Source organism: Brevibacterium sediminis (assembly GCF_013623905.1).
GTDB lineage: Bacteria > Actinomycetota > Actinomycetes > Actinomycetales > Brevibacteriaceae > Brevibacterium > Brevibacterium sediminis.
Genome location: NZ_JABKDD010000006.1, coordinates 64,624 through 87,592 on the forward strand (window position 1 = coordinate 64,624; position 22,969 = coordinate 87,592).

The 22,969-nt window shown below is 65.9% G+C and carries 19 protein-coding genes; 10 read left to right on the plus strand and 9 right to left on the minus strand.

The window, feature by feature from the left end; translation table 11 throughout:
• Positions 1-390 precede the first annotated feature (390 nt).
• Complete coding sequence (locus HK108_RS10410; protein WP_139469053.1) at positions 391-1,167, minus strand: SDR family NAD(P)-dependent oxidoreductase; 777 nt, start codon at positions 1,165-1,167, stop codon at positions 391-393.
• Positions 1,164-1,988 carry a thioesterase family protein gene (locus tag HK108_RS10415; RefSeq protein WP_139469052.1) on the minus strand — a complete coding sequence of 275 codons (825 nt, stop codon included), beginning with the start codon at positions 1,986-1,988 and terminating at the stop codon, positions 1,164-1,166. The genes HK108_RS10410 and HK108_RS10415 overlap by 4 nt, the downstream gene beginning before the upstream one ends.
• 68 nt (positions 1,989-2,056) lie before the next feature.
• On the opposite strand from HK108_RS10415, the gene HK108_RS10420 reads away from it, so the two are divergent.
• The gene (locus HK108_RS10420; RefSeq protein WP_181271479.1) at positions 2,057-2,851 is read left to right on the plus strand and encodes an exodeoxyribonuclease III; all 795 of its coding nucleotides are present in this window, start codon (positions 2,057-2,059) and stop codon (positions 2,849-2,851) included.
• 110 nt (positions 2,852-2,961) lie between these two features.
• Positions 2,962-3,876 (plus strand): GTP pyrophosphokinase, encoded by a 915-nt coding sequence (locus tag HK108_RS10425; protein ID WP_139909276.1) that lies wholly within the window; start codon positions 2,962-2,964, stop codon positions 3,874-3,876.
• Between the two features lie 68 nt (positions 3,877-3,944).
• Here the strand turns inward: HK108_RS10425 and HK108_RS10430 are convergent, their stop codons facing one another.
• On the minus strand, positions 3,945-4,796 hold the full coding sequence (locus tag HK108_RS10430) for a DUF1707 SHOCT-like domain-containing protein (protein ID WP_180987749.1): 852 nt from the start codon (positions 4,794-4,796) through the stop codon (positions 3,945-3,947).
• Between the two features lie 11 nt (positions 4,797-4,807).
• Complete coding sequence (locus tag HK108_RS10435; protein WP_172171937.1) at positions 4,808-5,716, minus strand: DUF1707 SHOCT-like domain-containing protein; 909 nt, start codon at positions 5,714-5,716, stop codon at positions 4,808-4,810.
• Between the two features lie 110 nt (positions 5,717-5,826).
• On the opposite strand from HK108_RS10435, the gene HK108_RS10440 reads away from it, so the two are divergent.
• The 5 genes from HK108_RS10440 (at position 5,827) to HK108_RS10460 (ending at position 11,431) form a co-directional block, all read left to right on the plus strand.
• A complete protein-coding gene (locus tag HK108_RS10440; protein WP_181271480.1) occupies positions 5,827-6,705 on the plus strand; it encodes a DUF5926 family protein in 879 nt (292 codons plus the stop codon).
• 81 nt (positions 6,706-6,786) lie between these two features.
• Positions 6,787-7,635, plus strand: a complete 849-nt coding sequence (locus HK108_RS10445; protein ID WP_181271481.1) for a glycosyltransferase family 2 protein — start codon at positions 6,787-6,789, stop codon at positions 7,633-7,635.
• Positions 7,632-8,570 carry a prephenate dehydratase gene (pheA, locus tag HK108_RS10450; RefSeq protein WP_181271482.1) on the plus strand — a complete coding sequence of 313 codons (939 nt, stop codon included), beginning with the start codon at positions 7,632-7,634 and terminating at the stop codon, positions 8,568-8,570. Before HK108_RS10445 ends, pheA begins: the two co-directional genes overlap by 4 nt.
• A 186-nt stretch (positions 8,571-8,756) precedes the next feature.
• A complete protein-coding gene (locus HK108_RS10455) occupies positions 8,757-10,595 on the plus strand; it encodes an FAD-binding dehydrogenase (RefSeq protein WP_181271483.1) in 1,839 nt (612 codons plus the stop codon).
• Positions 10,592-11,431, plus strand: coding sequence for an SDR family NAD(P)-dependent oxidoreductase (locus tag HK108_RS10460; protein ID WP_219729043.1), 840 nt, complete (start codon positions 10,592-10,594; stop codon positions 11,429-11,431). Before HK108_RS10455 ends, HK108_RS10460 begins: the two co-directional genes overlap by 4 nt.
• Positions 11,432-11,516: 85 nt before the next feature.
• Here HK108_RS10460 and HK108_RS10465 read toward each other — a convergent pair whose 3' ends face one another.
• Both HK108_RS10465 and HK108_RS10470 read right to left on the minus strand, forming a co-directional pair.
• Positions 11,517-12,449, minus strand: coding sequence for an NAD-dependent epimerase/dehydratase family protein (locus HK108_RS10465; protein ID WP_181271484.1), 933 nt, complete (start codon positions 12,447-12,449; stop codon positions 11,517-11,519).
• Between the two features lie 33 nt (positions 12,450-12,482).
• Entirely contained in the window at positions 12,483-13,262 is a 780-nt protein-coding gene (locus HK108_RS10470; RefSeq protein WP_181271485.1) for an enoyl-CoA hydratase, read from the minus strand.
• Between the two features lie 108 nt (positions 13,263-13,370).
• On the opposite strand from HK108_RS10470, the gene HK108_RS10475 reads away from it, so the two are divergent.
• Together HK108_RS10475 and clpB are read left to right on the plus strand one after the other, a co-directional pair.
• A complete protein-coding gene (locus HK108_RS10475) occupies positions 13,371-14,948 on the plus strand; it encodes a Na+/H+ antiporter (protein WP_181271486.1) in 1,578 nt (525 codons plus the stop codon).
• 187 nt (positions 14,949-15,135) lie between these two features.
• On the plus strand, positions 15,136-17,742 hold the full coding sequence (clpB, locus tag HK108_RS10480) for an ATP-dependent chaperone ClpB (protein ID WP_139469041.1): 2,607 nt from the start codon (positions 15,136-15,138) through the stop codon (positions 17,740-17,742).
• Positions 17,743-17,968: 226 nt separating this feature from the next.
• Here the strand turns inward: clpB and HK108_RS10485 are convergent, their stop codons facing one another.
• The 3 genes from HK108_RS10485 to HK108_RS10495 all read right to left on the minus strand — a co-directional run bounded on the left by HK108_RS10485 (position 17,969) and on the right by HK108_RS10495 (position 21,466).
• Positions 17,969-19,303 (minus strand): HTTM domain-containing protein, encoded by a 1,335-nt coding sequence (locus HK108_RS10485; protein WP_229664071.1) that lies wholly within the window; start codon positions 19,301-19,303, stop codon positions 17,969-17,971.
• The gene (locus tag HK108_RS10490) at positions 19,293-20,036 is read right to left on the minus strand and encodes a DUF5819 family protein (RefSeq protein WP_229664072.1); all 744 of its coding nucleotides are present in this window, start codon (positions 20,034-20,036) and stop codon (positions 19,293-19,295) included. The genes HK108_RS10485 and HK108_RS10490 overlap by 11 nt, the downstream gene beginning before the upstream one ends.
• 260 nt (positions 20,037-20,296) lie before the next feature.
• Complete coding sequence (locus HK108_RS10495; protein WP_181271488.1) at positions 20,297-21,466, minus strand: CaiB/BaiF CoA transferase family protein; 1,170 nt, start codon at positions 21,464-21,466, stop codon at positions 20,297-20,299.
• Positions 21,467-21,666: 200 nt separating this feature from the next.
• Here HK108_RS10495 and HK108_RS10500 point away from each other — a divergent pair, with 200 nt between their 5' ends.
• Positions 21,667-22,701: an agmatine deiminase family protein gene (locus HK108_RS10500; RefSeq protein ID WP_181271489.1), complete on the plus strand. Its 1,035-nt coding sequence runs from the start codon at positions 21,667-21,669 to the stop codon at positions 22,699-22,701.
• Positions 22,702-22,969 lie beyond the last annotated feature (268 nt).

A 22,969-nucleotide genomic window follows, 5' to 3' on the forward strand; every position in this document is an offset into this window, starting at 1 on the left:
CAGGCAGGCGGTCGCGAAACACTGCTGTGAATGACAAGAACCCCGGGGCGCGTAATCGCGACATCCCGGGGTCCTCGCAGCACTCCCCTCGAGTACCCGGACGCATCCCCATACGTCCGTTATGTCCACCCGATCCCCACCGGGCGAACACATTAATTTGACCACACTTTCGTGTCGCTTGTAAAGAATCTCACGCTCCGTCTTGAATCCTGTCGGGCCCTATAGCACAGAAGCGATCAGAATAAAACCCCTGGTCACAGGCTCAGCCCCCGGTAGTTCAATCCTCAACTCAGTTGTGCCGCCCCTGCCGAAAATTGCATATAGGTCACATCCCGCGGTGAGCACACGACCACAGTTCGATGACCGCCGGCGCATCTCGCGAATCCCGACTCAGTGATCGCGGGTGCGGGCGAAGGAGAATCCGGCCGACCCCCATCGCATGAGCGGACGCGGCACCACAGGGGCAACGAGCGCGGCAATGCGATATCCCCACCCCGGCACAGAGACGACCTTCCCCGCCCGCGCATCACGCAGCGACTCCCGCACCACCTGATCGACGCTGAGCCAGATCAGGCCGGGTCCCGGACGCTCCACGCCGAGGCGGCTGTGGAATTCCGTCCGGATGAAGCCAGGCAGAACGGCGGTGACCGTCACCGGGCCGCCCCTGAGTTCCCCGGCGAGCGCCTCGGTGAAGACCAGAGTCGAAGCTTTCGACGCGGCATACTGTCCCATCGTCGTCACCGCCGCCAGCGAGGAGACGTTGATGATTCCTCCGCGACCGCGGGACTGCATGCGCCGAGCCGCTGCCAGCGACAGCTCTCTCACCGCCCCGGCGAGCACCCGATCGAGCGCATCGAGCTCAGCAGCATCGGTATCCAGCAGTGTCCCGCGCAGCCCGAAGCCGGCATTGTTGATGAGCACATCGATCGGCTGCGTCGCGATGATCTCGTTGACCGCGTCGATACCGTCACGGGTCGACAGATCGGCCACGGCCGCCTCGGCGTGGGTACTCTGCGTGGTTCGCACCTGCTCGGCCAGCTGATTCAGCCGGTCCGCGTCCCTGGCGACCAGGACGAGGTCGTAGCCCTCGGCGGCCAGGGTGCGGGCATAGCCGCGCCCCAGCCCGGAGCTCGCCCCGGTGATGAGGGCACGCGGCCGCGGATTCATACCGCGCCTTGACCTCGACGAACGGTCAGGGACTGAACTGCTGTGCCGATGGGTCCGTCGACGTCGCTGAGCACGCTCGTCGTCTGCCCCAGTCCGGTCGGCCCGAAGGCCACCTTGGTGTCGAAGCCGACCCAGCCGGCTTCGGGCACGCGAGTGAGGTGGATAGAGAGGTCGACGTTCGGGAAGAACGTCGTCTTCGGATCCTCACGGACGGCCAGACCGTTGGCGGTGTCGACGAACTTCACGAAGGCCGCGGTCGGCGGGTCGATCTCACCGTCGACGAGAGGATAGGGACTGCGCACCCAGGACCGTGCGCAGCCGGGGTGGGCGTCCGCTCCCTGGCGCCCCTCGAGGGACGCAATGTAACCGCCGCCCCAACGGTTGGTGAAAGGAATCTCGGGCACTTCGGACACGGGCGGCATCGCGGACCATTCGTCGCCTGCGACCGCCTCGGTGTCGGAGGCCTGCAGTCTCCACACCCGAGCGGTCACGCTGGTGCGCTCACCGTGGCGCATATGCGCTTCGACGAGTTCGATGGTGCGGCCGGGGCGGACGACGTCGACATCGATGGTGAACTCGCCGGAGTGGATGACGCCGAGGACGTCGAAGGTCACCCGGGAGATGAGCTTGTCGCTGGGCAGTCGACGTTCGATCTCGGCAAGCACCATCCCCGAGGCAGGCGCGAGGTGCTGCTCGCCGGGCTGCCAAGCGCCCTGGCTGTGCAGAGTCGAGACGAGGCGGTCCTCGGACAGCCGCACATAGTAGGAGTCCGGGTAGGCGGCACCGTCATGGCCGAGGTGTTCATTGGGAGCTTCAGGCATGGTCCCAATCCTATCGACCCGTCGAGACCCCGCTTTCTCCTCCGGCGCGGACGGCTTAGGGTGGGAGGGTGAGAATCGCTACGTGGAATGTGAACTCGATCCGTGCCCGCCATGACCGCATCGGGGCCTGGCTGGATCGTTCGGATGTCGATGTCCTGGCCATCCAGGAACTCAAGTGCAAGGACTCGCAGTTCCCCGAGGAGCTGTTCACCGAGCGCGGCTACGAGGTCAGCTATCACGGCCTCAACCAGTGGAACGGTGTCGCCATCGCCTCGCGCGTCGGACTGGCCGACGCCGAGATCGGGTTCAAGGACATCCCTGCCTTCGGTTCGGAAGAACCCGTCGTCGAAGCCCGGTCGCTGTCGGTGACCTGCAACGATGTACGCGTCTACTCGCTCTATGTGCCCAACGGCCGCGAACTCGACCACCCGCACTACGGCTACAAGTTGGAGTGGTACAAGGCGCTGACGGCCGATATCGCCGCCCAGCTGAGCGCCGAACCGGAGAAGAAGCTCGTCCTCTGCGGTGACTTCAACGTCGCTCCGCTCGACGAGGACGTCTGGGACATGGCCGAGTTCGACGGCGCCACCCACGTCTCCGATGCCGAGCGTGCCGCTTTCGATGATCTCCTCGGCGCGGGCCTGAGCGAAGTCACCCGCCAGTTCACGCCCGGACCCGGCGTCTACACCTTCTGGGACTACCAGAAGCTGCGCTTCCCGAAGAAGCAGGGCATGCGCATCGACTTCCAGCTCGCCTCGCAGGCGCTGGCGAAGACAGCGACCGCAGGCGAGATCGACCGTGAGGAGCGCAAGGGCAAAGGCGCGTCCGATCACGCTCCCGTCATCGTCGACTACGACCTCTGAGGCACCTTCGTCTCACCTTTCGGCACCCCGGCGCAACTTCAGCGTCGAAGCCATAGACATCTCCCCTCTCTTCTGGTGAAGTTGAATCAGGAGCTAGGAAGGTGACGAGGATGTCAGCAACTGTCCGCGAATTGGTCGACGAAGCCTACGACCGGCGTGAGTCCACCTGGAGGGCCGCCCTCGAGACGGTCAATGACTGGGTCGAGTCCGTCCGCGCTCCATCCGCACTGCTCTCCGGAGATCGAGTGCGCGTCGTCGACGGTCGGATCAAGGATCGACTGCGCACCGGCGAGAAGCTGCGCCGCAAGCTCGCCGATGCCAACGACGAGATCCACGAATCCGTCGAGGTCGAGAACCAGGTCATCGATGTCGTCGGTGCCCGCGTCATCTGCCGCACCGAACGCGAACAGTCGGCCCTGTGGGACCTGCTCACCGAGGTGAGCGACGATACGAACCTCTCCATCGCCGAGGTGCGCGACTATTCCGCGACCCCGAAGCCCTCTGGGTACCGCGGCCGCCACCTCATCGTCGAGGTTCCCTTCGATTCCGAGCCTTCCGTCCTCGTCGAACTCCAGCTGCGCACGATCATGCAGGACGCGTGGTGCGTGCTCGCCGAGGAGCACCTCTTCAAACCCGGGCAGGCCCTGAAATCCGATGCCCAGCAGGAACGGCTGTCGGTGATCCTCGCAGGTCTGATGGCGCAGGCCGACTCCGTGGCCGGCTACATCGCCGATGACGTCGGCGCGTATCTGGGCATGGGCAATTCCGCCCCGCCCCGCGCCTTCGCCGAGGCGGACGAACCGACAGATCCGGCCATCGAGGTCACGATCCGCGAACTCAACCACTCCTATGTCCTCGCCGCCGACGAGGTGGGCCGCCACGGCATCATCCGCTTGGAGACGCTCGGACTGACCCCCGACAACCCGGAGCGCTCTGCGTTCCCTCATCCGGGCGACAAGTTGCAGGTGCGCATGGACGAGTCGAACAACACGCGCTACTTCATCCCCGTCGGCCACGACCGCTGAGTCGAGTACGACGGCTGAGTCGAGCACGTCAGCTGAGCTGACTGCGACAGGCAGTGGCTGCTGTTCGGTCAGTCGCGTTTGACGCGCTTGAGCCCGTCAAGGGTCCAGGCGAAGGAATCCGGCCCGTCCCAGATCAACACCAGCCATTCGTCAGCGGTCAGGTCATAGCCGATATCGAGCTGATGCGACTGCGTGTTCTTGCTGAGTTCGGACTTCACTTCATCGTGCAGAGCGGCTACGTCGACAGCTGGGATCTCGGCGGGTCTGAGCCATTTGTCTGACGGACTCTGGCTCGTGTCGGTGTCGACCGTCGGACGAAAGCCCTTCCGGAAGCGGACCGTGATCCACTCGTCGTTCTCGTTCGACCCCTTGACCGTGACGTCGTCTCCTCCGCCCTGAATCCGCCCGACCATGGTCAGCCCGAGTGCCGTCGCATGTTCGATTGCTGAGGGCACAGTGTCCTTGCGCCAGTTCAGCACCTGCACGAGATCAGTGGGAACGGTCTCCTCATAGTCGTCCTCAGACTCGGAAGAATCAGACTCAGAGGACGCCGAGTTCGACCCCACTTCGCCTCCACCGCCTCGGACAGTCGCCTCGGCGCCGTCTCCGCTCTTCACCCACGCTCGGGTGCCGACCCACGATGCGGCAGTGATGCCGACCAATGCCCCGATGCCGAGCACGAACCGCCGGCGGTCGGTCGTCTGCGTCCGTTCGAACTTCTCGTCATGCCATTCGAAGGGCAGATCGGCGACGAGGCCGTCGAGGGTGGTGAAACTGGTGGCCGCCTCGGCGGAAGCGATCCGCTCGTCGTGTTCGTCGACGCTGAGCCGTTCGTCGGCGAGCGCCTCATTGAGCGCGGAGATATAGGGCGCGCGTTCGTCACGGGAGGGGCGCCAATCGTCCTTCTTCTTCTCGGCCATTTCGATCCCCTTCATTCCTCGCCCGTGCGATGGATGGAGATGAGCTCTCTCCCGTCAGCAGTCCAGCGCAGTTCGCCTCCGCCATCGCCGTAGTCGCCGCCCGCCACCACCACAGAGATCACCGGTTCCGCTTTGCTGTTGGACGCGTCGCTCTCGGTCCGCAGCTCCACTCGCAGGCCCTGCCCGCTGCCGAGTTTCTTCGCTGCCGCCTGGGCCATCGCCGGGATGAGGCCGAGAGCGAAGTCGTCGAGTGTGAAGAGCCTGTCGCCTTCGCCCAAGCGACTGCTGGGGGTGATGTCTGGCTCTGCACGCCCGTAGACGATGACGCTGTCGATGCCGCGAGACGATTTCAGACTGCGGGCACCGGCCTGGAACACATCCGGATCGATAGAGATCTCACGGAAATGCGTGTACCCCTTGTCCTTCACCTTTGTCAGCACATCTTCGAGGGCAGCAGGATCAGCGATGAAGTCGACCTCAGGCGAGTCCGAGCCCGAAGTTTCGACTGCCTTTGAGTCCACGCCGAAGAGCCGAGAGGCTCCGCCGGCGACGACGAAGCCCAAGGCAGCGGCACCACCGGCGAGCAGGAGGCGGCGGCTGACCGCCGGGGCGCCGGAAGTCCGCAGCGAACGGCGCCGCTTGAGCGCCTCGGCGCGGGTAAGTGTGGTCGGGAACTCGACCTCGGGTCGGGGCAGATCGGCCAGGGCTCGCTGCAGGTCCGCGGCATGGTTCCCGGTTTCGATGAGAGTGGAGCGGCGCTCGAACTCTTCATCGTCGATGCGCCCGTCGGCATAGGCCGACGACAGAGCGGTGCGAAAGGCGTCGCGTTCGACGAATGAAGGGCGCAATTCTTTCCGGGCGGCTCCGGCTGTATCGGACCGGTCGTCTGGGTTCCCGGTCGACGTCTGCAGAATAGCCACGGATAAATGATGCCACCGTTGCCAAGCGTGGGCCACTTCAACTCACCGTGCTGCGCGGGCCGTCGCACTGGATGATGCACCGATGACTCCACCGACTAGACTTGCGTCCCATGGGAAAGAAGTCGAAGCGCTCCAAGGAAGAACTCATCGCCAAACGCCTCGCCAGGGCGCAGGCCACGGCATTCGTCGCGCGTCCGTTCGCGGACCTGCCGTTCGAAGCCGACCTCATCTGCCTGCGTGAACTCGTGCCCGCGGCCACCGCGACCGCGAAGCTCACCGAGGAATACGGCGGCCACGAGGTGACCATCACGTCCCTGCTGCCCGCCGCATGGCAGGCCTGGCGCCGCGACGACGGTGAGATCCTGGCCGGAATGCAGGTGCCCGTGTCCTCGACAGACGCCTCCCGCGACGTCGCCCGCGGTCTGCTGGCCGCCGTCGACGCCGAACCCGGCACCTCCATCGAGGCGACCACCGAACCCGGTGAGGGCCCGCGTCTGCAGGACATCCTCGACACCTCTCACCCGTTCGACGTCCGCGTGCTCGAGAACTTCGACTACTGGGCCCTGCCCGAAGCCGAGTCCGATGCCGACGTCGCCGCCGCCCTCCAGCGGGCCAACGACTCCGTGGCCCCGACCGAGAAGCTCGCCTCCGTCGCCTCAGCCTACTGGACCGAGATGTCCGGCCGCACCTACGTCCGGTGGGCCCGCCCCGAAGGTGAGGACCGCGTCGTCGATGCGATGGCCCGCCTGCAGGCCGAGAACGCCAACGACCTCAGCGGAATCGGCACCTTCCTCGGCTACTTCCGCGCCCACGGCATCATCGTCCCCGTCTGGGAACTCGAGTTCGGGACCCAGGTCGACGACGTCGAAGAGCCCATCGCCGCGTTCGGCAAGCGCCTCGACGAGGCGCTGAACACGACCGAGCCGATGAGCACCGAGGCCCGCCGCGTCCGCTCGGGCATCGTGTCCCGCCAGCTGACCATCCACTGATATCCGTCACCACCCCATCACCGAGGCGGGCCCCGAAAAGGGTGCCCCGCCTCGGTGCCGGTGACGGACAGGAGAACCGACATGAGCGCACAGCCGCACCCCGCCCCCGAGGCGGTCGCCGCCATCATCCCCGCGATGAACGAATCCCAGCGGATCGGTGCCACCGTCGCTGCGGCCAAGCAGATCCCCGGGGTCGACATGGTCCTCGTCGTCGACGACGGATCGGCTGACGATACGGGGACTCGGGCCCGCCGCGCCGGCGCCGAGGTCATCACCCACCCGAAGAACAAAGGCAAGGCTGCGGCCATGATGACCGGAGCCTTCGCACTGCGCAATCGGGAGATCTCCGACGCCGATCCGGGCGTCGACCCGCACCACCGGGCGCTGCTGTTCATCGACGGCGACCTCGAAGACTCCGCCATCAACACCGCTCCCCTGGCCGAGCCTGTGCTCGCTGGTCGGGCGGACATGACGATCGCGATCCTGCCCGCGCAGAAGCGCAAGGGCGGAGGCTTCGGCTTCGTCGTCGGACTGGCGAAGAAGGGCATCGCCGAACTCTCCGGATTCGACGCCACCCATCCGCTGTCGGGCATGCGCTGCCTGTCGCGGGAGGCCTTCGACGCGGCCCTGCCGTTCGCCGCCGGATGGGGCGTCGAGGCGGCCATGACCATCGATGTCGTCAACGCCGGACTGCGCGTGGAAGAGGTCGAATGCGACCTCCACCACCGCGTCACCGGTCGCGATCTGAAAGCCCAGCTGCACCGTGCCGCCCAGTACCGCGACGTCGCCCGCGCGATCCTCGTCCGCCGCCTCCGTGCGAAGCGGAAAGGCGGGACGCCGGCCGGCGGCGTCTCCTCCACCCCCGCCGATTCCGGGTCGTCCGAATCCACGCAGAATTCCTCCGACCCACACAAGGAGACCGACAAGTGAGCCTCAACCGTTTCGCGTACCTCGGCCCTGAGGCCACTTTCACCGAGGCGGCCCTGCTCAGCTTCCTCGACTCCCGAAACCTGCGCGCCGAAGCCACGACTCATCCGATGCGCAATGCCCCCTCGGCACTCGACGCGGTGCTCGAGGGTGACTGCGATGCCGCGGTCGTGCCGATCGAGAACTCCCTCGAAGGCGGAGTGCCCGCCACGATCGATGCGCTCACCGAGAACGGGCGTCTGCAGATCATCGCCGAGGTGGTCGTGCCCGTCCGCTTCGTCCTCGCCGTCAAGCCCGGCACCACCAGGGAGGAGATCTCCTCCTTCGGTTCGCACCCGCACGGCGAGGCGCAGGTGCGGGCGTTCATGAACGAGAACTTCCCCGAAGCCGTCTACCTGCCGACGTCCTCGACTGCCGCAGCCGCCAGGGACCTGGCCAATGACGCCGGCGACCATATGGCCGCCGTCTGCCCGGCACTGGCCGCGCAGCGCTATGGACTCGAGATCGTCGCCGAGGACATCGGCGACCGAAAGGACGCCGTCACCCGATTCGTCGTGGTCACCCGCCCGGGCCCTCTGCCCGCCCCGACCGGCGCGGACAAGACGACCGTCGTGGCAGCCCTGCGCTCAGACCGGGCGGGTTCGCTGCTCGAACTGCTCGAACAGTTCTCCAGCCGCGGGATCAATATGTCCCGCATCGAATCCCGGCCGACCGGTGACGGGTTGGGCCTCTACCAGTTCTCGATCGACCTGCTCGGACACATCCACGAGGCCCGCATGGCCGAGGCCCTGCAGGGTGTCCACCGGGCGGCCCTCAAGCTGCACTTCCTCGGCAGCTACCCGAGCTCCGACGGAGCAGTGGTGCCGGTCGACCCGACGACGACGGACGAGTCCTTCGCCGCCGCCGCCGATTGGCTGGAACGCACCCTCGAAGGCTGATGGACACCGACCGAAATTGCGCGTGACTACGGACCGCTTGCGCCTCTTCACACCGGGAAAATCTGCAATACTGAAACCTACTGGTAGGTAAGTGTGCGCAGATTGCCAGGAACCCGCCGGTTTTGGGCAATCTGCGCACACTTGACGTCGGTTCACTAGCCGACAGAGACGACAGAGGAGTCGACGATGAGTTCTTTCGACAGCACGGGCTCGTCCCACGCACCTGGTGACGGCGGAGATATTTCCGAACCCGGTGATCGTTCCACCCCGGATCGCCGCTCTCCCGATGCGATCGTCGTCGGGGCCGGGCTCGCCGGTCTCGTCGCCGCCCACGAACTCACCCAGGCCGGCAAACGCGTGCTCATCCTCGACCAGGAGAACCGCGCGAACCTCGGCGGACAGGCGTTCTGGTCCCTCGGCGGACTCTTCCTCATCGACTCCCCCGAACAGCGGCGACTGCGCATCCACGATTCGCTCGAGCTCGCCAAAGACGACTGGGCCACCTCGGCGGGCTTCGACCGAGATGAGGATCATTGGCCGCGGAAGTGGGCGGAGGCGTACCTCGAGTTCGCGGCCAGGGAGAAGCGCCAGTACCTGCGTGACCTCGGCTTACGCCTGACACCGATCGTCGGTTGGGCCGAGCGCGGCGGTTCCGGTGCGGGTGATCACGGCAATTCCGTGCCCCGGTTCCACCTCACCTGGGGCACCGGCCCCGAGGTGGTCCGGGTCTTCCGTGAACCCGTCGAGACCGCGGAGGCCGCCGGACTCGTCGAGTTCGCCTTCCGTCACCGCGTCGACGAACTCATCACCGAGGATGGGACCGTCGTCGGCGTCCGCGGGCGGACGCTCGCCCCCAGTCACACGGCCCGCGGAGTCGAATCGAACCGCGACGAACTCGCCGACTTCGAACTCCGGGCACCCGCCGTCATCGTCACCACCGGCGGCATCGGACACAATTTCGAACTGATGAAGAAGTACTGGCCGGTCGACCGCCTCGGCGAGTTCCCGGACACGATGCTCGCCGGAGTGCCCGCTCATGTGGACGGGCGGATGCTGCAGATCGCCGAGGATGCCGGAGCCAGCCTCATCAACCGGGACCGGATCTGGGCGTATACGGAGGGCATCGAGAACTGGAATCCGATCTGGCCGGGGCACGGGATCCGCATCATTCCGGGGCCGTCGTCGATGTGGTTCGATGCCGAGGGCAATCGTTTCCCGGCGCCGAACTATCCCGGCTTCGATACGAATCGGACGATGCGCACGATCCTTGAGACCGGGCACGACTATTCGTGGTTCGTGCTCAACGAGTCGATCATCCGCAAGGAATTCGCGCTCTCCGGTTCGGAGCAGAACCCGGATCTCACCGAGAAGGACATTCGGATCACGCTCGATCGGGTGCGCTCCTCCGATGCTCCGGGACCGATCGAGGCCTTCAAGAAGTACGGCTCCGACTTCGTCGTGGCCGAGACCACCGAGGAACTGGTGGCGGGAATGAACGAACGCTCCCGCGGGCCGGTCATCGACCACGACCACCTCGTTGAGCAGATCCGGCAGCGGGACCGGCAGACCGAACACGCTTTCTCGAAGGACGCGCAGGTCCAGGCCATCCACAATGCGCGGTCCTACCTCGGTGACAAGATCGTGCGCGCGGTCAAACCGCACAAGATCCTCGACCCGGCACACGGTCCGCTCATCGCGGTGCGTCTGAGCCTGCTGTCACGCAAGACCCTCGGAGGGCTGGAGACGAACCTCGACGGGCAGGTGCTGGCGGGATCCGGCGCTGGTGAAGAGGGAGGTCGCGAGGCTGAGCGCACACCGATCCCGGGCCTCTACGCCGCCGGCGAGGTCACCGGTTTCGGGGGCGGCGGAATGCACGGGTACAACGCGCTCGAGGGAACGTTCCTCGGCGGGTGCATCTTCTCCGGCCTCCGCGCCGGACGCGCTGCCGCCGAGCAGGCCGGCCGTGCGGTGACCTCTCTGCGACCGGAAAGCGGGTCTGCTAGAGGCGAAGCAGCGCACTCGTGACCGGCAGCGCGCGTTCAGCCCTCACAGTCTTGGTCACCGGCGGCACCTCGGGAATCGGTCGAGCCGTCGCCGAGGCGCTGGCGGCGAAAGGCTGCACGGTGCTGGCAACCAGCCGGAACCCGGACCGCATCTCCCCTGCCGACCGGATCCCCGGTGTCAGGTATCTTCCGCTGGACCTCGCCGACCCGGATGGTCCGGACCGACTGGCCACAGAGCTCGAGGAACTCGGCCTGCTCGACGGCATCGACGTGCTCATCAACAATGCCGGTGAGAGCCAGTCGGGTCCGTTCGAAGAGCTGCCGGCCGATGCCGTCGAACGGCTCTTCCGTACGAACGTGTTCGGACCGGTTCGACTGAGCCAACTCGTCCTGCCCGGGATGCGTGCGCGACGGGCGGGGCGCATCATCATGGTCGGGTCGATGCTCGCCAGCTTCCCTTTGGCCCACCGCAGTTCGTACTCTGCGGCGAAGGCGGCTCTGCGCGCTTTCGCCACGGCGGCTCGGCAGGAGCTCTCCCCCTTCGGCGTATGGGTGAGCACCGTCGAACCGGGATCGATCGCCACGGGTATCGGGCTGCGGCGGACGAAGTACCTCGAAGAGGGGTCGCCCTATACGCAGGACGTGACGACGATGCTCGAGCACCTCGACGCCAACGAGCGCGGCGGCATTCCGGCCGCCAAGGTTGCGGCCACGATCGTCGATGCGATCATTGCGCCGAGGCCGCGGGAGTTCTACGCCGTCGGCAGCAGAGCACCGCTGCCGTTCCTGCTGGGGCGTGCGCTCCCGCGCGAACTCGTGTCGAAGATCGTCGCCGCCCAGCACGGGCTCAAGCGGTAAGCGTCTCAGTCGCCGGGTCCGGCGGATTGCTGTACCGCTGGTGTCCGGTTGAAGCGCTGAACCTGGTCGCTGGGGGCCCAGCGCCCTACTGCAGGCGGGACGGGATGAGGTGCTGGGTCGTCGAGATGCCGAGCACCCGCTGCTGCCGGGACAGGTTGTACGTCCGATCCGACTGCAGGTATCTGACGAGGAAGAGCTTCGCGCGGTCCCCGCGCTTGAACACGCCCTTGATCTTGAGTCCGAGCTTCGCCGACACCAGCGCCTTGTCCTTCGCGACACCCTCGATGACGACCTGGTCATAGCCCATCCGAGCGAAGTGAGTGACCACAGCCTCTTTGAGCCGGTACGGAATCGGATCACCGATATTGAAGGGACCCGCCGCCGACGGCACGTCGAGGCAGGCGAGCGCGGCCCGCACCACATTGTCGACATGCGTCAGGGTGATCTTCTGCCTGCCGCCGCCGGGCAGCCGCAGCACACCTCTCTTCGACATCCGCGACAGGAACGGCATGAGCATCGTCTCCCCCGGACCGTAGACAGCCGCGGGACGCAGGATCGCAGCATCGGGACGGAGCCTCATGACGAGTTGCTCGGCGAGAGCATGGGTGCGAGAGTACGCGTCGGCGAAGTCGTTGGGGTCCTTCGGACCGGCTTCCTCCCACAGCTCGGCGTGGGGTTCGGACTCGGAGTACACCGTCGTCGAGGACACGTGCACGATGCGGGCCTTCGGAAACGCATCGAGGACATGACGTGTGCCCGTCACCTTCACGTTGTAGAGAGCGTCGTCATCGGCGCTGACGGAGGCGATTCCGGCACAGTGGAAGACCGCGGTCACATTCTTGGCCAGGGAGGTCACCGAAGCGGACGCAGGTTCGGTGATGTCCCAGTGTTGGAAGTTCACCCCGGGGATCTCGGGATCTCGCCGGGACAGCGCGTAGACCGTTTCGTCCCTTTCGGCGAGCGCCCGTGCAATGGCACCACCGATGAAGCCGCTGGCTCCGGTCACTATCACCGCCACGAGGTTCCCTCTCTCATCTTCACGCCCACCGCCTCAGCGGCGGTGCTGCCACTGCGGCTCCCTCTTCGTCAGGAAGGCGTCGATCCCTTCCTGCGCATCGGCCGCGACGGCATTGTCCGCCATCACCTGCGACATCCGCGCATAGGCGTCGGCCACAGGCAGCTCCCGCTGTTCGTAGAATGCGGCCTTTCCTAGGGCAACTGTAGCCGACGAGGCGGACGCGACTTTGAGAGCCAATTCCAAGGTGGCGGATTCGAGGTCGGCGTCGGCGACGACATCGGAGACGAGACCGAACTTCAGCGCATCCTCGGCGGTCACGAAATCACCGGTCAGCAGCATCCGCATCGCCTGCTTCGCCGGCACCGCACGGGAGAGGGCCACCATCGGAGTCGAACAGAACAGACCGATCTTCACTCCCGGAGTTGCGAATCTGGCGGACTCGGCGGCAACGGCCAGATCGCAGGTCGCCACCAGCTGGCAGCCGGCCGCCGTGGCCACGCCCTGCACCTGCGCGATGACCGGCTGTGGGATGGATCGGATGAGCTGCATCAGTCGGGCACAGGCGTCGAACGTGGTCTGCTGCGTCTCCAGATCCGCCCCGCGGATCTCGGTGAGGTCATGACCGGAGCTGAACACATGACCGGCGGTGATGAGGATGACCGCGCGTACTTCGGTACGCTGCCCCACCTCGGTGAGGGTGTCGATGAGGTCTTCCATGACCGTCAGCGACAGCGCGTTGCGCGTGGACGGCCGGTTGATCGTCACGGAGACGACTCCGTCGTCGAGCTGCGCGAATACAATTGATTCCGACATAGCCTCATTCTGCCAAAGGTCGCCGGGCCCGGCGCGGAATCTGCGCAGACGATTTCCGCCCGCCTCCGGACACATCTGCCCCGGTGGGAGCGATTCGGAGGGACTGGCATGACCACACTGCTGATGATCATCGGATTCGGTGCCGCCACCTCGGTGGTGGTCGGATTGGGGCAGAAGCTCAAGCTCCCGTGGCCGGCGCTCATGGTCCTCATCGGCATCGCCGGTGCGTTCATCCCCACCTTCGCCGAGGTGGCCATCGATCCGGAGCTCGTCCTCCCTCTCTTCCTGCCGCCCCTGCTCTTCGCCGCCGCACAGAAGACATCGTGGGCGCTGTTCGCGATCCGGTGGCGCACGATCCTCGGCATGTCCGTAGCTCTCGTCGGTGTCACCGTGGCCGCCGTCGCCGGGTCCGCGGTCTTCCTCGTCCCCGGAATCACCATCGCCGCGGCCATCGCGCTCGGCGCCATGCTCGCCCCACCCGACCCAGTCGCTGTCGAAGCCGTGGCCAGCACCGTGTCGATCCCCCGCCGCATCATGTCGACCCTGCAGAGCGAAGGCCTGTTCAACGATGCCGCCTCCCTGGTCATCTTCCAGACCGCGATGGCCGCGGTATTGGCCGGCACCGAGGTGGACTACGCAGATCTGGCCGTGTCGTTCGTCGTCTCCGCCGTCGTGGCGATCATCGTCGGCCTGGTGCTGTCCTTCGCCGCCTGGTGGGTGATGGAGAAGATCGATCACACGATCGCTCGGTCCTCCCTCATGCTCGTCCTGCCCTTCGGCGTCTACCTCGTGGCCGAGCACTTCCACGCCAGCGGGGTCATCGCCGTCGTCGTGGCCGCCCTCGAAGTGCGGCGCCGCGATGTCGAGGGGAACTCGGCGGAGCGGGTGACGCAGAACTCGACGTGGCAGGTCCTCGAGATGCTCATCACCGGAATCGCCTTCGGACTCATCGGCCTCGATCTGCGTCTCATCGTCGAATCCGAACACGCCGACCTCGGGCGAGCGCTGCTCGTCGGCGCGCTCATCGCTCTCATCGTCGTCGCCGTCCGCTTCGTATGGCTGCTGCTCGGCACTGTCATCGAACGCAAGAGACGCGAGGAGGATCCGGATGCCGCACCGTTGAGCGTCCGCGATGCCACGCTGATGACCTGGGGCGGGATGCGCGGCCTCGCCACGGTCGCCTTGGCGCTGTCGATCCCGGCCACGACGAGCTCCGGTGCCCCGTTCCCCGGGCGGTCCTATGTCGTCGTCGCGGCCGCGGTGGTCCTGCTGGTCACTCTGGTGCTGGCGGGCCTGAGCTTTCCGACCGTCGTCGCTATCCTCGGCATCGACGACGAGGCGGAGAAGGAACATCAGGCGACCAGGGACATCGCTCTGCGTGCCTACAAGGCTGCGATGCGCGAGATCAAGAACGATGACAGTCTGCCCGACGACGTCATCGAACCCCTGCGGGCGAGGTTCAAAGTCCTGCACGATCAGCTCAGCGGAACCACCGATGACCAGGCGAGCTCGGAGCAGGCGATGGCGTTCAAGGAACACCGGGAGCAGATGCTGGCCGTGCAGAAGAAGGCCATGCAGTCCGCCCGTGCCGAGGTGCTCAAGGCCCGGCGCGAACGCGGCACCGATCCGGAGATCGCCGACCGCGTGCTCCACCGCTTCGACCTCCAGTCGGTCATCACGAGGTAGAGGCGGGCCGGTCCCGACCGGGCGGGTTTCCGAGCCGGCCCCGGCTGGGCAGGGACACGTATCCGAGCGGGCCGCCTCGGCGAGATTCTTCTCGATTTCCAAAGTTGAGCGGAATAGACTCAACTTTGTCGGTGTTGTTCTTTTCGAGAGCTGAAATCAGCACAGAATTTGAGAAGGAGATGCGTACATGGACGCACAGATGACAACCAAATCCCGGGAGGCGCTGCAGACTGCGGTCAACGACGTCGTCGCCCGGAAGAACAATCAGATCGAACCGGCCCACCTCGTCGCGGCCCTGCTCGGCCAGCCCGATTCGCTCGCCGCGACCCTGCTGACGAAGGTCGGTGCCGACCCGCAGACCGTGCTGCGGTCCATCGAGTCCGTGATCAGCGGGTTCCCCACCGTCAGCGGATCCTCCGTCAGCCAGCCGGGACTCTCCCGCGCCGGCCTGGAGATGATGAACCTCGCGCAGGAGGAGATGACGGCCCTCGGCGACCAGTTCGTCTCGACCGAACACCTGCTGCTCGCCGCTGCGGCCGGCAAGGACGGCGCCGGTGAGGCGCTGCGCGCGAATGGGGCCAACAGGGACGCGCTGCTCGCGGCCCTGCCCGAACTGCGTGCCGGAAAGAAGGTCACTTCGGAGAACCCCGAGGAGACGATGCAGTCGCTGGAGAAGTTCGGCATCGATCTCACCGCCGTCGCCCGGGAAGGCAAGCTCGACCCGGTGATCGGCCGCGACAAAGAGGTTCGCCGCGTCGTCCAGGTGCTCTCGCGGAGGACGAAGAACAACCCCGTCCTCATCGGTGAACCCGGCGTCGGCAAGACCTCCGTCGTCGAAGGCCTGGCCCAGCGGATCGTGGCCGGAGACGTGCCCGAATCGCTGCGCGACAAGACGCTCATCAGCCTCGACCTGTCCGCCATGGTCGCCGGGGCGAAGTACCGCGGTGAGTTCGAGGAGCGGTTCAAGGCCGTGCTCGAGGAGATCAAGAACGCCGACGGTCGGATCATCACCTTCATCGACGAGCTCCACACGATCGTCGGTGCCGGTGCCGGCGGAGACTCCTCGATGGACGCAGGCAATATGCTCAAGCCGATGCTCGCCCGCGGTGAGCTGCGGATGATCGGTGCCACCACGTTGGACGAGTACCGCGAGAACATCGAGAAGGATCCCGCTCTGGAGCGCCGGTTCCAGCAGGTCTTCGTCGGTGAGCCCAGCGTCGAGGACACGATCGCGATTCTGCGCGGGCTCAAGGAACGCTACGAAGCTCACCACAAGGTCTCGATCAACGACGGCGCCCTGGTCGCGGCCGCAACGATGTCGAACCGGTACATCACCGGCAGGCAGCTGCCGGACAAGGCCATCGACCTCGTCGACGAGGCGGCTTCCCGCCTGCGGATGGAGATCGATTCGGCTCCGGTCGAGATCGATGAGCTCCGCCGCGCCGTGGACCGCCTGAAGATGGAGGACATGGCCCTGGCTAAGGAGACAGACTCCGCGTCGATCGAGCGGTTGAGCGCCCTGCGTGCCGATCTCGCCGACAAGGAGGAGGAGCTGCGCGGACTCGAGGCCACCTGGGAGTCCCAGCGTGCCGGCCTCAACCGGGTCGGTGAGCTGAAGACGAAGCTCGACGAGCTGCGTTCGGCCGCCGAGAAAGCTCAGCGCGACACGGATCTCGAGACCGCGTCCCGTCTGCTCTACGGCGAGATCCCTGCCGTGCAGAAGGAGATCGCCGAGGCCGAAGCCGCCGAGGCCCAGGCCGAGGCGGGAGCGAATTCCGATCAGATGGTCTCGGACAAGGTCTCGAGCAACGACATCGCCGAGGTGGTCTCCTCGTGGACGGGCATCCCCGCCGGACGCCTCGTCCAGGGCGAGGTCGAGAAGCTGCTGGGAGCCGAGGGCATCCTCGGTGAGCGTCTCATCGGGCAGAAGAACGCCGTCGCCGCGGTCTCCGACGCCATCCGCCGTTCGCGGGCCGGGGTCGCCGACCCGGATCGCCCGACCGGTTCGTTCCTGTTCCTCGGACCCACCGGCGTCGGCAAGACGGAGCTCGCGAAATCTCTCGCGGACTTCCTCTTCGACGACGAGAAAGCCCTGATCAGGATCGATATGAGCGAATACGGTGAGAAGCACACCGTGTCCCGCCTCGTCGGTGCACCTCCGGGCTACGTCGGATACGACGAGGGCGGCCAACTCACCGAGGCGGTCCGCCGTCGCCCGTACTCCGTCGTGCTGCTCGACGAGGTCGAGAAGGCGCACCCGTCCGTGTTCGACATCCTGCTGCAGGTCCTCGATGACGGTCGGCTCACCGACGGTCAGGGACGCACGGTCGACTTCAGGAACACCATCCTGATCCTGACCTCGAACCTCGGTTCGCAGTTCCTCGTCGACAAGAGCCTGTCGACCGAAGAGCAGCGGTCCAAGGTGCTCGATGTCGTGCATGCGACGTTCAAGCCCGAGTTCCTCAACCGTCTCGATGACATCGTGCTCTTCGACGCGCTCAGCCAGACCGAGCTCGCGTCGATCGTCGATCTGCAGATCTCGCACATGTCGCGACGGCTCTCCGACCGTCGAGTCTCGCTCGAGGTCACTCAGGGAGCCGAGGACTGGTTGGCGCTCGAAGGCTACGATCCGGCGTTCGGTGCCCGGCCGCTGCGCAGGCTGGTCCAGCGCGAGATCGGCGACAAACTGGCCCGCGCTCTGCTCGCCGGGGACATCGTCGACGGGGACACTGTGGTCGTCGACCTGCCCGAAGACCCCGAGGCCACTGGCCTGGAGCTGCGCCCCAAGCGGTAAGGCTCCCGGCTGGGGCGTGCTGCGCGGAATCAGCCCAGTTTGAGTTGAATAGCACCTATTTGAACATGGGCTATTCAACTCAAACTGGGCTGTTTCGCTGACCGCAGCGCGGCACAGCACAGAAATGGGACACCCTGCTCTGGATCGCTCACTTTCTTCGGTGAGCATTCCAGAGCAGGGTGTCCCATTTCAGCATCTGCCGGTTGCTGAGCGCTATGCGCGACGGTTACTTGCCGCGAGAGCCTGCGGACGACCGCGTACGAGTCTTCGCAGGCCCGCCCTTGGCAGCACCCGAACCGCCGCGGCCACCGGCGGAACCGCCACCAGCCCCACCAGCACCCCGCGGGGCCGATGAGGTCCACCAATGCCGCAGGTAGGCGCTGACCTTCGCGAATGAACGATCGCGGATGAAGATCGCATCGACGGCGATCATCGTCAGCGAGAACCACGGCAGGCCCATGAGCAGCGCGATGCCCAAGTGGAAGGAAAGGATGCCCAGCAGCGCGATGACGCGGGTGTAGCGGTTGAAGAGCATGAACGGGAAGGCGCACTGGAAGAGGATCGATCCCCACGAGATCGCCACGACCATCGGCCCCCACGCCGTCATCAGATCCGACAGCACCGGCCACGTGCCGAACTGCTGAGTGTGCAGCGGGTTGTACACGGCGAATCCGTGCTGCCAGGCCTCGCCTCCGGCCTTGTACAGACCGCCGGACATGTAGATTGCGCACACCTGGAACGCGAGCACGACGATGGCGAGATTGTTGGCCATGATGAGCGCCCAGCGCCACTGCCCGCCGTCGTTGTCCGGGAACTCCGGGTTCCGCGCGCGCCGCCTGGCGTCGAGGGACCATCTGCGGGTCGTATCGGCGAAGAGCATGGCGATCATGAACATCCGGTAGGCGTTGTCGCCCTGATCCCCTGCCCCGTCGTTGAGCTCGATGAAGCTCACCCACAGCACGAGGTAGATCGGCAGGACGATCCTTGTGCGCCACCCGAGGATGACGACGATCGCCAGCAGCGCGAGCCCGATCATCATCGCCGTGAACAGCGGCGGCGTCGTCACCGCTCGGTGGAAGAGGGAGAAGAGCCAGATGGTCGGGAAATCGCTCTTGGGTTCGGCGATCTCCCCGTTCCAGGCCGATCCCACACCGAAGGTGTAATGCCGAGCGCTGAAGTTCGTGAGGATGAGGCCGAGACCGGCGAATCCGATGAGGATCCGTGTCACCGCCAGCCCGTATGTCGCGTGGTACCGGCCGGTGAGCATCTCCTCGAGCCAGTTCCACCCCTGCGCGAGCTTCGTCCGCACGAGGGTCGTCACCGGGACCAGCCCGAATTCAGGAGCCGAATCACTCGCCGAGGCGGTCCCATCGTTTCCGCGGCCGGCGGAGTCCGAACCGTGGTCCTTCTCCGGTTTCCGCGCCGAGGCGGTGCCGGCGTTCGCGTGGCCCGCGGAGTCCTTCACCCGGCCCTGCGCCGAGGCGGCCGTGCCGGTCCGCTGGTCAGTGACCTCTGCATCGTGGTCGTCCCCGCCTGTGCGGGTCGTGTCATCACTGTTCACCGACGCACCTCACTTCGTCCGAGGCACAGAAGTACTTCGTGAATTCCTCTTGGGACTGATGATCTTCGACGACGAGTGCGCGCCATCCCACGGGGACGGGTTGGATGTTCGGACGCTTCGCGTCTTTGTCGTTGCGTTCGGCGAACGGCACGACGTTCTGACGGGCGGCCTGGTATTGGACGCGCTGGACGTCGTCGCCCCAGATGGCCTTCGCCACCTGCGTCGCATACGCCGTGGCCAGATGTTCGCTCTCCAGGTAGGCGGGAATCGCGTTCTCCGGGTCGTCGTATTCCCCCAGCTTCGTCTCCAGCCGGTCGACGGAATCGTCGCCCTTGAAGTAGTCGAGTTTGACGATCGCCTTCTGATCGTCGGGCAGATCTTCCCACGAACCTTTGATGTCCGAGGCCACTCCGATGCCCAGCCCCGCCGACCGCGGCGGGAACAGCTTGTATGTCGAGTGGTCGAGTTCGACATCGGTGGCCCGCACCCATTGAGTGATCTCTTCGCCGCTGTCGGTCTTGATCACCGCGCGCACATCGAAGTAGTAGTCGCCGTTGATCGGTTCGGGGGCGAACACGCTCCACGACTGTCCCCACAGCGGGATCATGTATTTGGAGAGCAGGTCACCGGGAATCACCTCCCTCGCCGTCGAGGCAGGGGCGATCCACAGGAAGCTGGCGAAGATATGGAACCCTGTGATCGCCATCGCGATGACCATCAGGGTCCGTTTCACCGCCGAACGTCTCCGAGGTGTGACCTCGGTCGGCTCATTGTCCATCTCGGTTCCGGAATTCTCTTGGGAATACGACTGCTGTCACCGCAGGTCCCGCGCCTCATCGGTCGCTTGGCAGATCTCTCGGTGACAACGCACAGTGACTAGGGTACTTCAGCTGTGGCACTGCCCGCCCGGGCAGCGGCAGAATCATTCGCGGTCATCAGACGCACGATGACTTCCGCACGACGACTTGCCGATTCGCGGCGCACGCCCGAGGTCTACTCGGCCGCCCGCAGCCAGGCCTTGACCGCTTCCGTGGAATCGCCGAGCGTCGGCGGTGCCAGTTCGTAGCTGGGCGGGGTCTCGGACAACCGGATCGGGTTGCGGACCGTGGGGATGACGCGATCACCCTGACCCGCCTCGGCGACGGGCTCGAGGCCCAGCGACGATGCCAGGTCCACACCTTGGGCGATCGAGTTGATCGGCGCGCAGGGCAGCCCCGCCTCGGTGAGGATGTCGAACCATTCCTGGTTCGTCTTCTCACTCAGCGCGGCGATGAGCTCGGGTTCGAGGTCATCGCGGTTGACGTTGCGGTCGGCGAAGTTCGCGAACCGTTCATCGGCCGCCCATTCGGGGTGGCCGAGCACCTCGGCCAGCCGGGCGAACTGTTTGTCGTTGCCACACGCGATGATGATCTGGCCCTCGGCAGTGGGCATCGGCTGGTACGGGTAGAGGCTCGGGTGCTTGTTGCCCATCGCCTGCGGAACCACGCCGCCGGCCACGTATGCCGAGGTCTGATTCGCCAGCCCGGACAGCGCCGAGGACAGCAGATTTGTCTCGACCAGCTGACCGGCCCCGGTGTCCTTCCGGTGATTGAGCGCGCCGAGGATGCCGACGGCCGTGTGCAGTCCCGTGATCACGTCGACGACGGCGACACCCGCCTTGACCGGGCCCGACTCCTCGGAGCCGGTGACCGACATGAATCCGGACAGACCCTGGATGAGCAGATCGTAGCCCGGCTGCGGATTGTCGCGGCCGAAACCCGTCACCGAGGCGTAGACGATGCCCGGATTGACCGCGCTGACCGTCTCATAGTCGAGGCCGTACTTCGCCAGTCCCCCGGCCTTGAAGTTCTCCACGAGTACGTCCGCACGAGCGGCGAGCTGCTGGGCGCAGGCGAGGTCGTCGGAGTCCTTGAAATCGAGGACCACGGAGTGCTTGTTCCGGTTCGCCGTGAGGAAATACGTCGCATCATCCCCTCGCCGAGGCGGCGCCCAGTGACGTGTATCGTCCCCGGTCTTCCCCTCCACCTTGATGACCGTGGCACCCAGATCCGCAAGCATCATCGTCGCGTAGGGGCCGGCGAGGACTCGGGAGAAATCGGCCACGATGGTTCCGGCCAGCGGCCCCGTCCCCTGCCGTCCGAATGCTGCGTCTGCTGCTGACACTTGATGCCTCCTTTGGCACGTTCTGCTTGCCTGTTCTTCGCCTGACTATACGGAATCGACATGGCCGCCCTGGCCTGTGGGGTGAGCGTCCGCGGAAACGAGCCGAGAGCCGGGCGGGCGGCAACGAAATCCGTCGACCGCCTCGGCGAGATTCTGGCTACACTCGGCTCAGCGACAGTCCACCAGCGAAGGGACGAACGATGACGTTGCACATGCCGGCGGAGACCGCCGCCCAGGACCGAGTCTGGATGGCGTTCCCGTCCTCTGGCTACGCGCTCGGCGACACGGAAGCCGAGGCCGAGGCGGCACGCGCCACGTGGGCCGCAGTTGCCCGCGCCACCAGCGAATTCACCCCTGTCACGGTCGTCGTGACCAGTGCACAGACCGATCATGCCAAGCGCCACCTCGGCGAGGGGATCAACCACGAGATCACGCTCGTCAACGCCGAACTCGATGATGCGTGGATGCGCGATATCGGGCCGAGCTTCGTCGTCGACGAGGCGGGTGCGCTGCACGCTGTGGACTGGGTGTTCAACGGGTGGGGCGCGCAGGAGTGGGCGACGTGGGATCACGATGAGCGCATCGGAGAATTCGTCGCGGGCCTCGCCGGGACTCCCGTGGTGTCCTCGGATCTGCGCAACGAAGGCGGCGGATTCCACGTCGACGGTCAGGGCACGGTGCTCGCCACGCGCAGCGTCCAGCTCGACCCCGGCCGCAATCCGGGACTGACCGAAGCCGATGTGGAAGCCGAATTCGCGCGCACGATCGGGGCGAAGAAGGTCATCTGGCTCGACCGCGGACTCCACCGGGACAATCAGACCTTCGGCACCCGTGGACACGTCGACATAGTCGCCGCGATGCCCAGCCCCGGCGTCGTCCTCGTCCACGATCAGCGCAATCCCGAACATCCGGACTTCGAATTCAGTCGCGCACTCAAGGAGCAGTTCGCGGCCGAGACCGCCGCCGACGGCACGCCCTTCGAGGTGGTGCCGATCCCGGCTCCCGAGGTGCTGCGTGACGAAGAAGGGTGGGTCGACTACTCGTATGTCAATCACCTCGTCACCAATGGCGGGGTCATCGCCTGCACCTTCGACGATCCGATGGACGCCGAGGCGGCAGCCGTGCTCGAGCGCGTCTACCCGGGGCGGAAGGTCGTCGGGGTCGATGCACGCGAACTCTTCGCCCGCGGCGGCGGAATCCACTGCATCACCCAGCAGCAGCCGAGCCTCGGCTGAGTCGAGTCTCGGCTGAGTCGAGCTGGGACCTGCTGCAGGTCCCACTTTCCAACCCCGGGCCGCGCGTGCCGAGCCGGGATCCCGCGTGCCGAACCCGGGATCGTCGAGAATCTGCGATGACGGCGCGGGTGAATCCATACCCGTACGAGCACGACTCGGTATAAGCTGGATCTTGAGGGCACAGTGCCCGTGCGCTGCCACATCGTTGCCCGGACCTGCGTCGCACAGCAGAGCCGAATACGGTGACGTCGAGTTGCGAAGAGGAGCA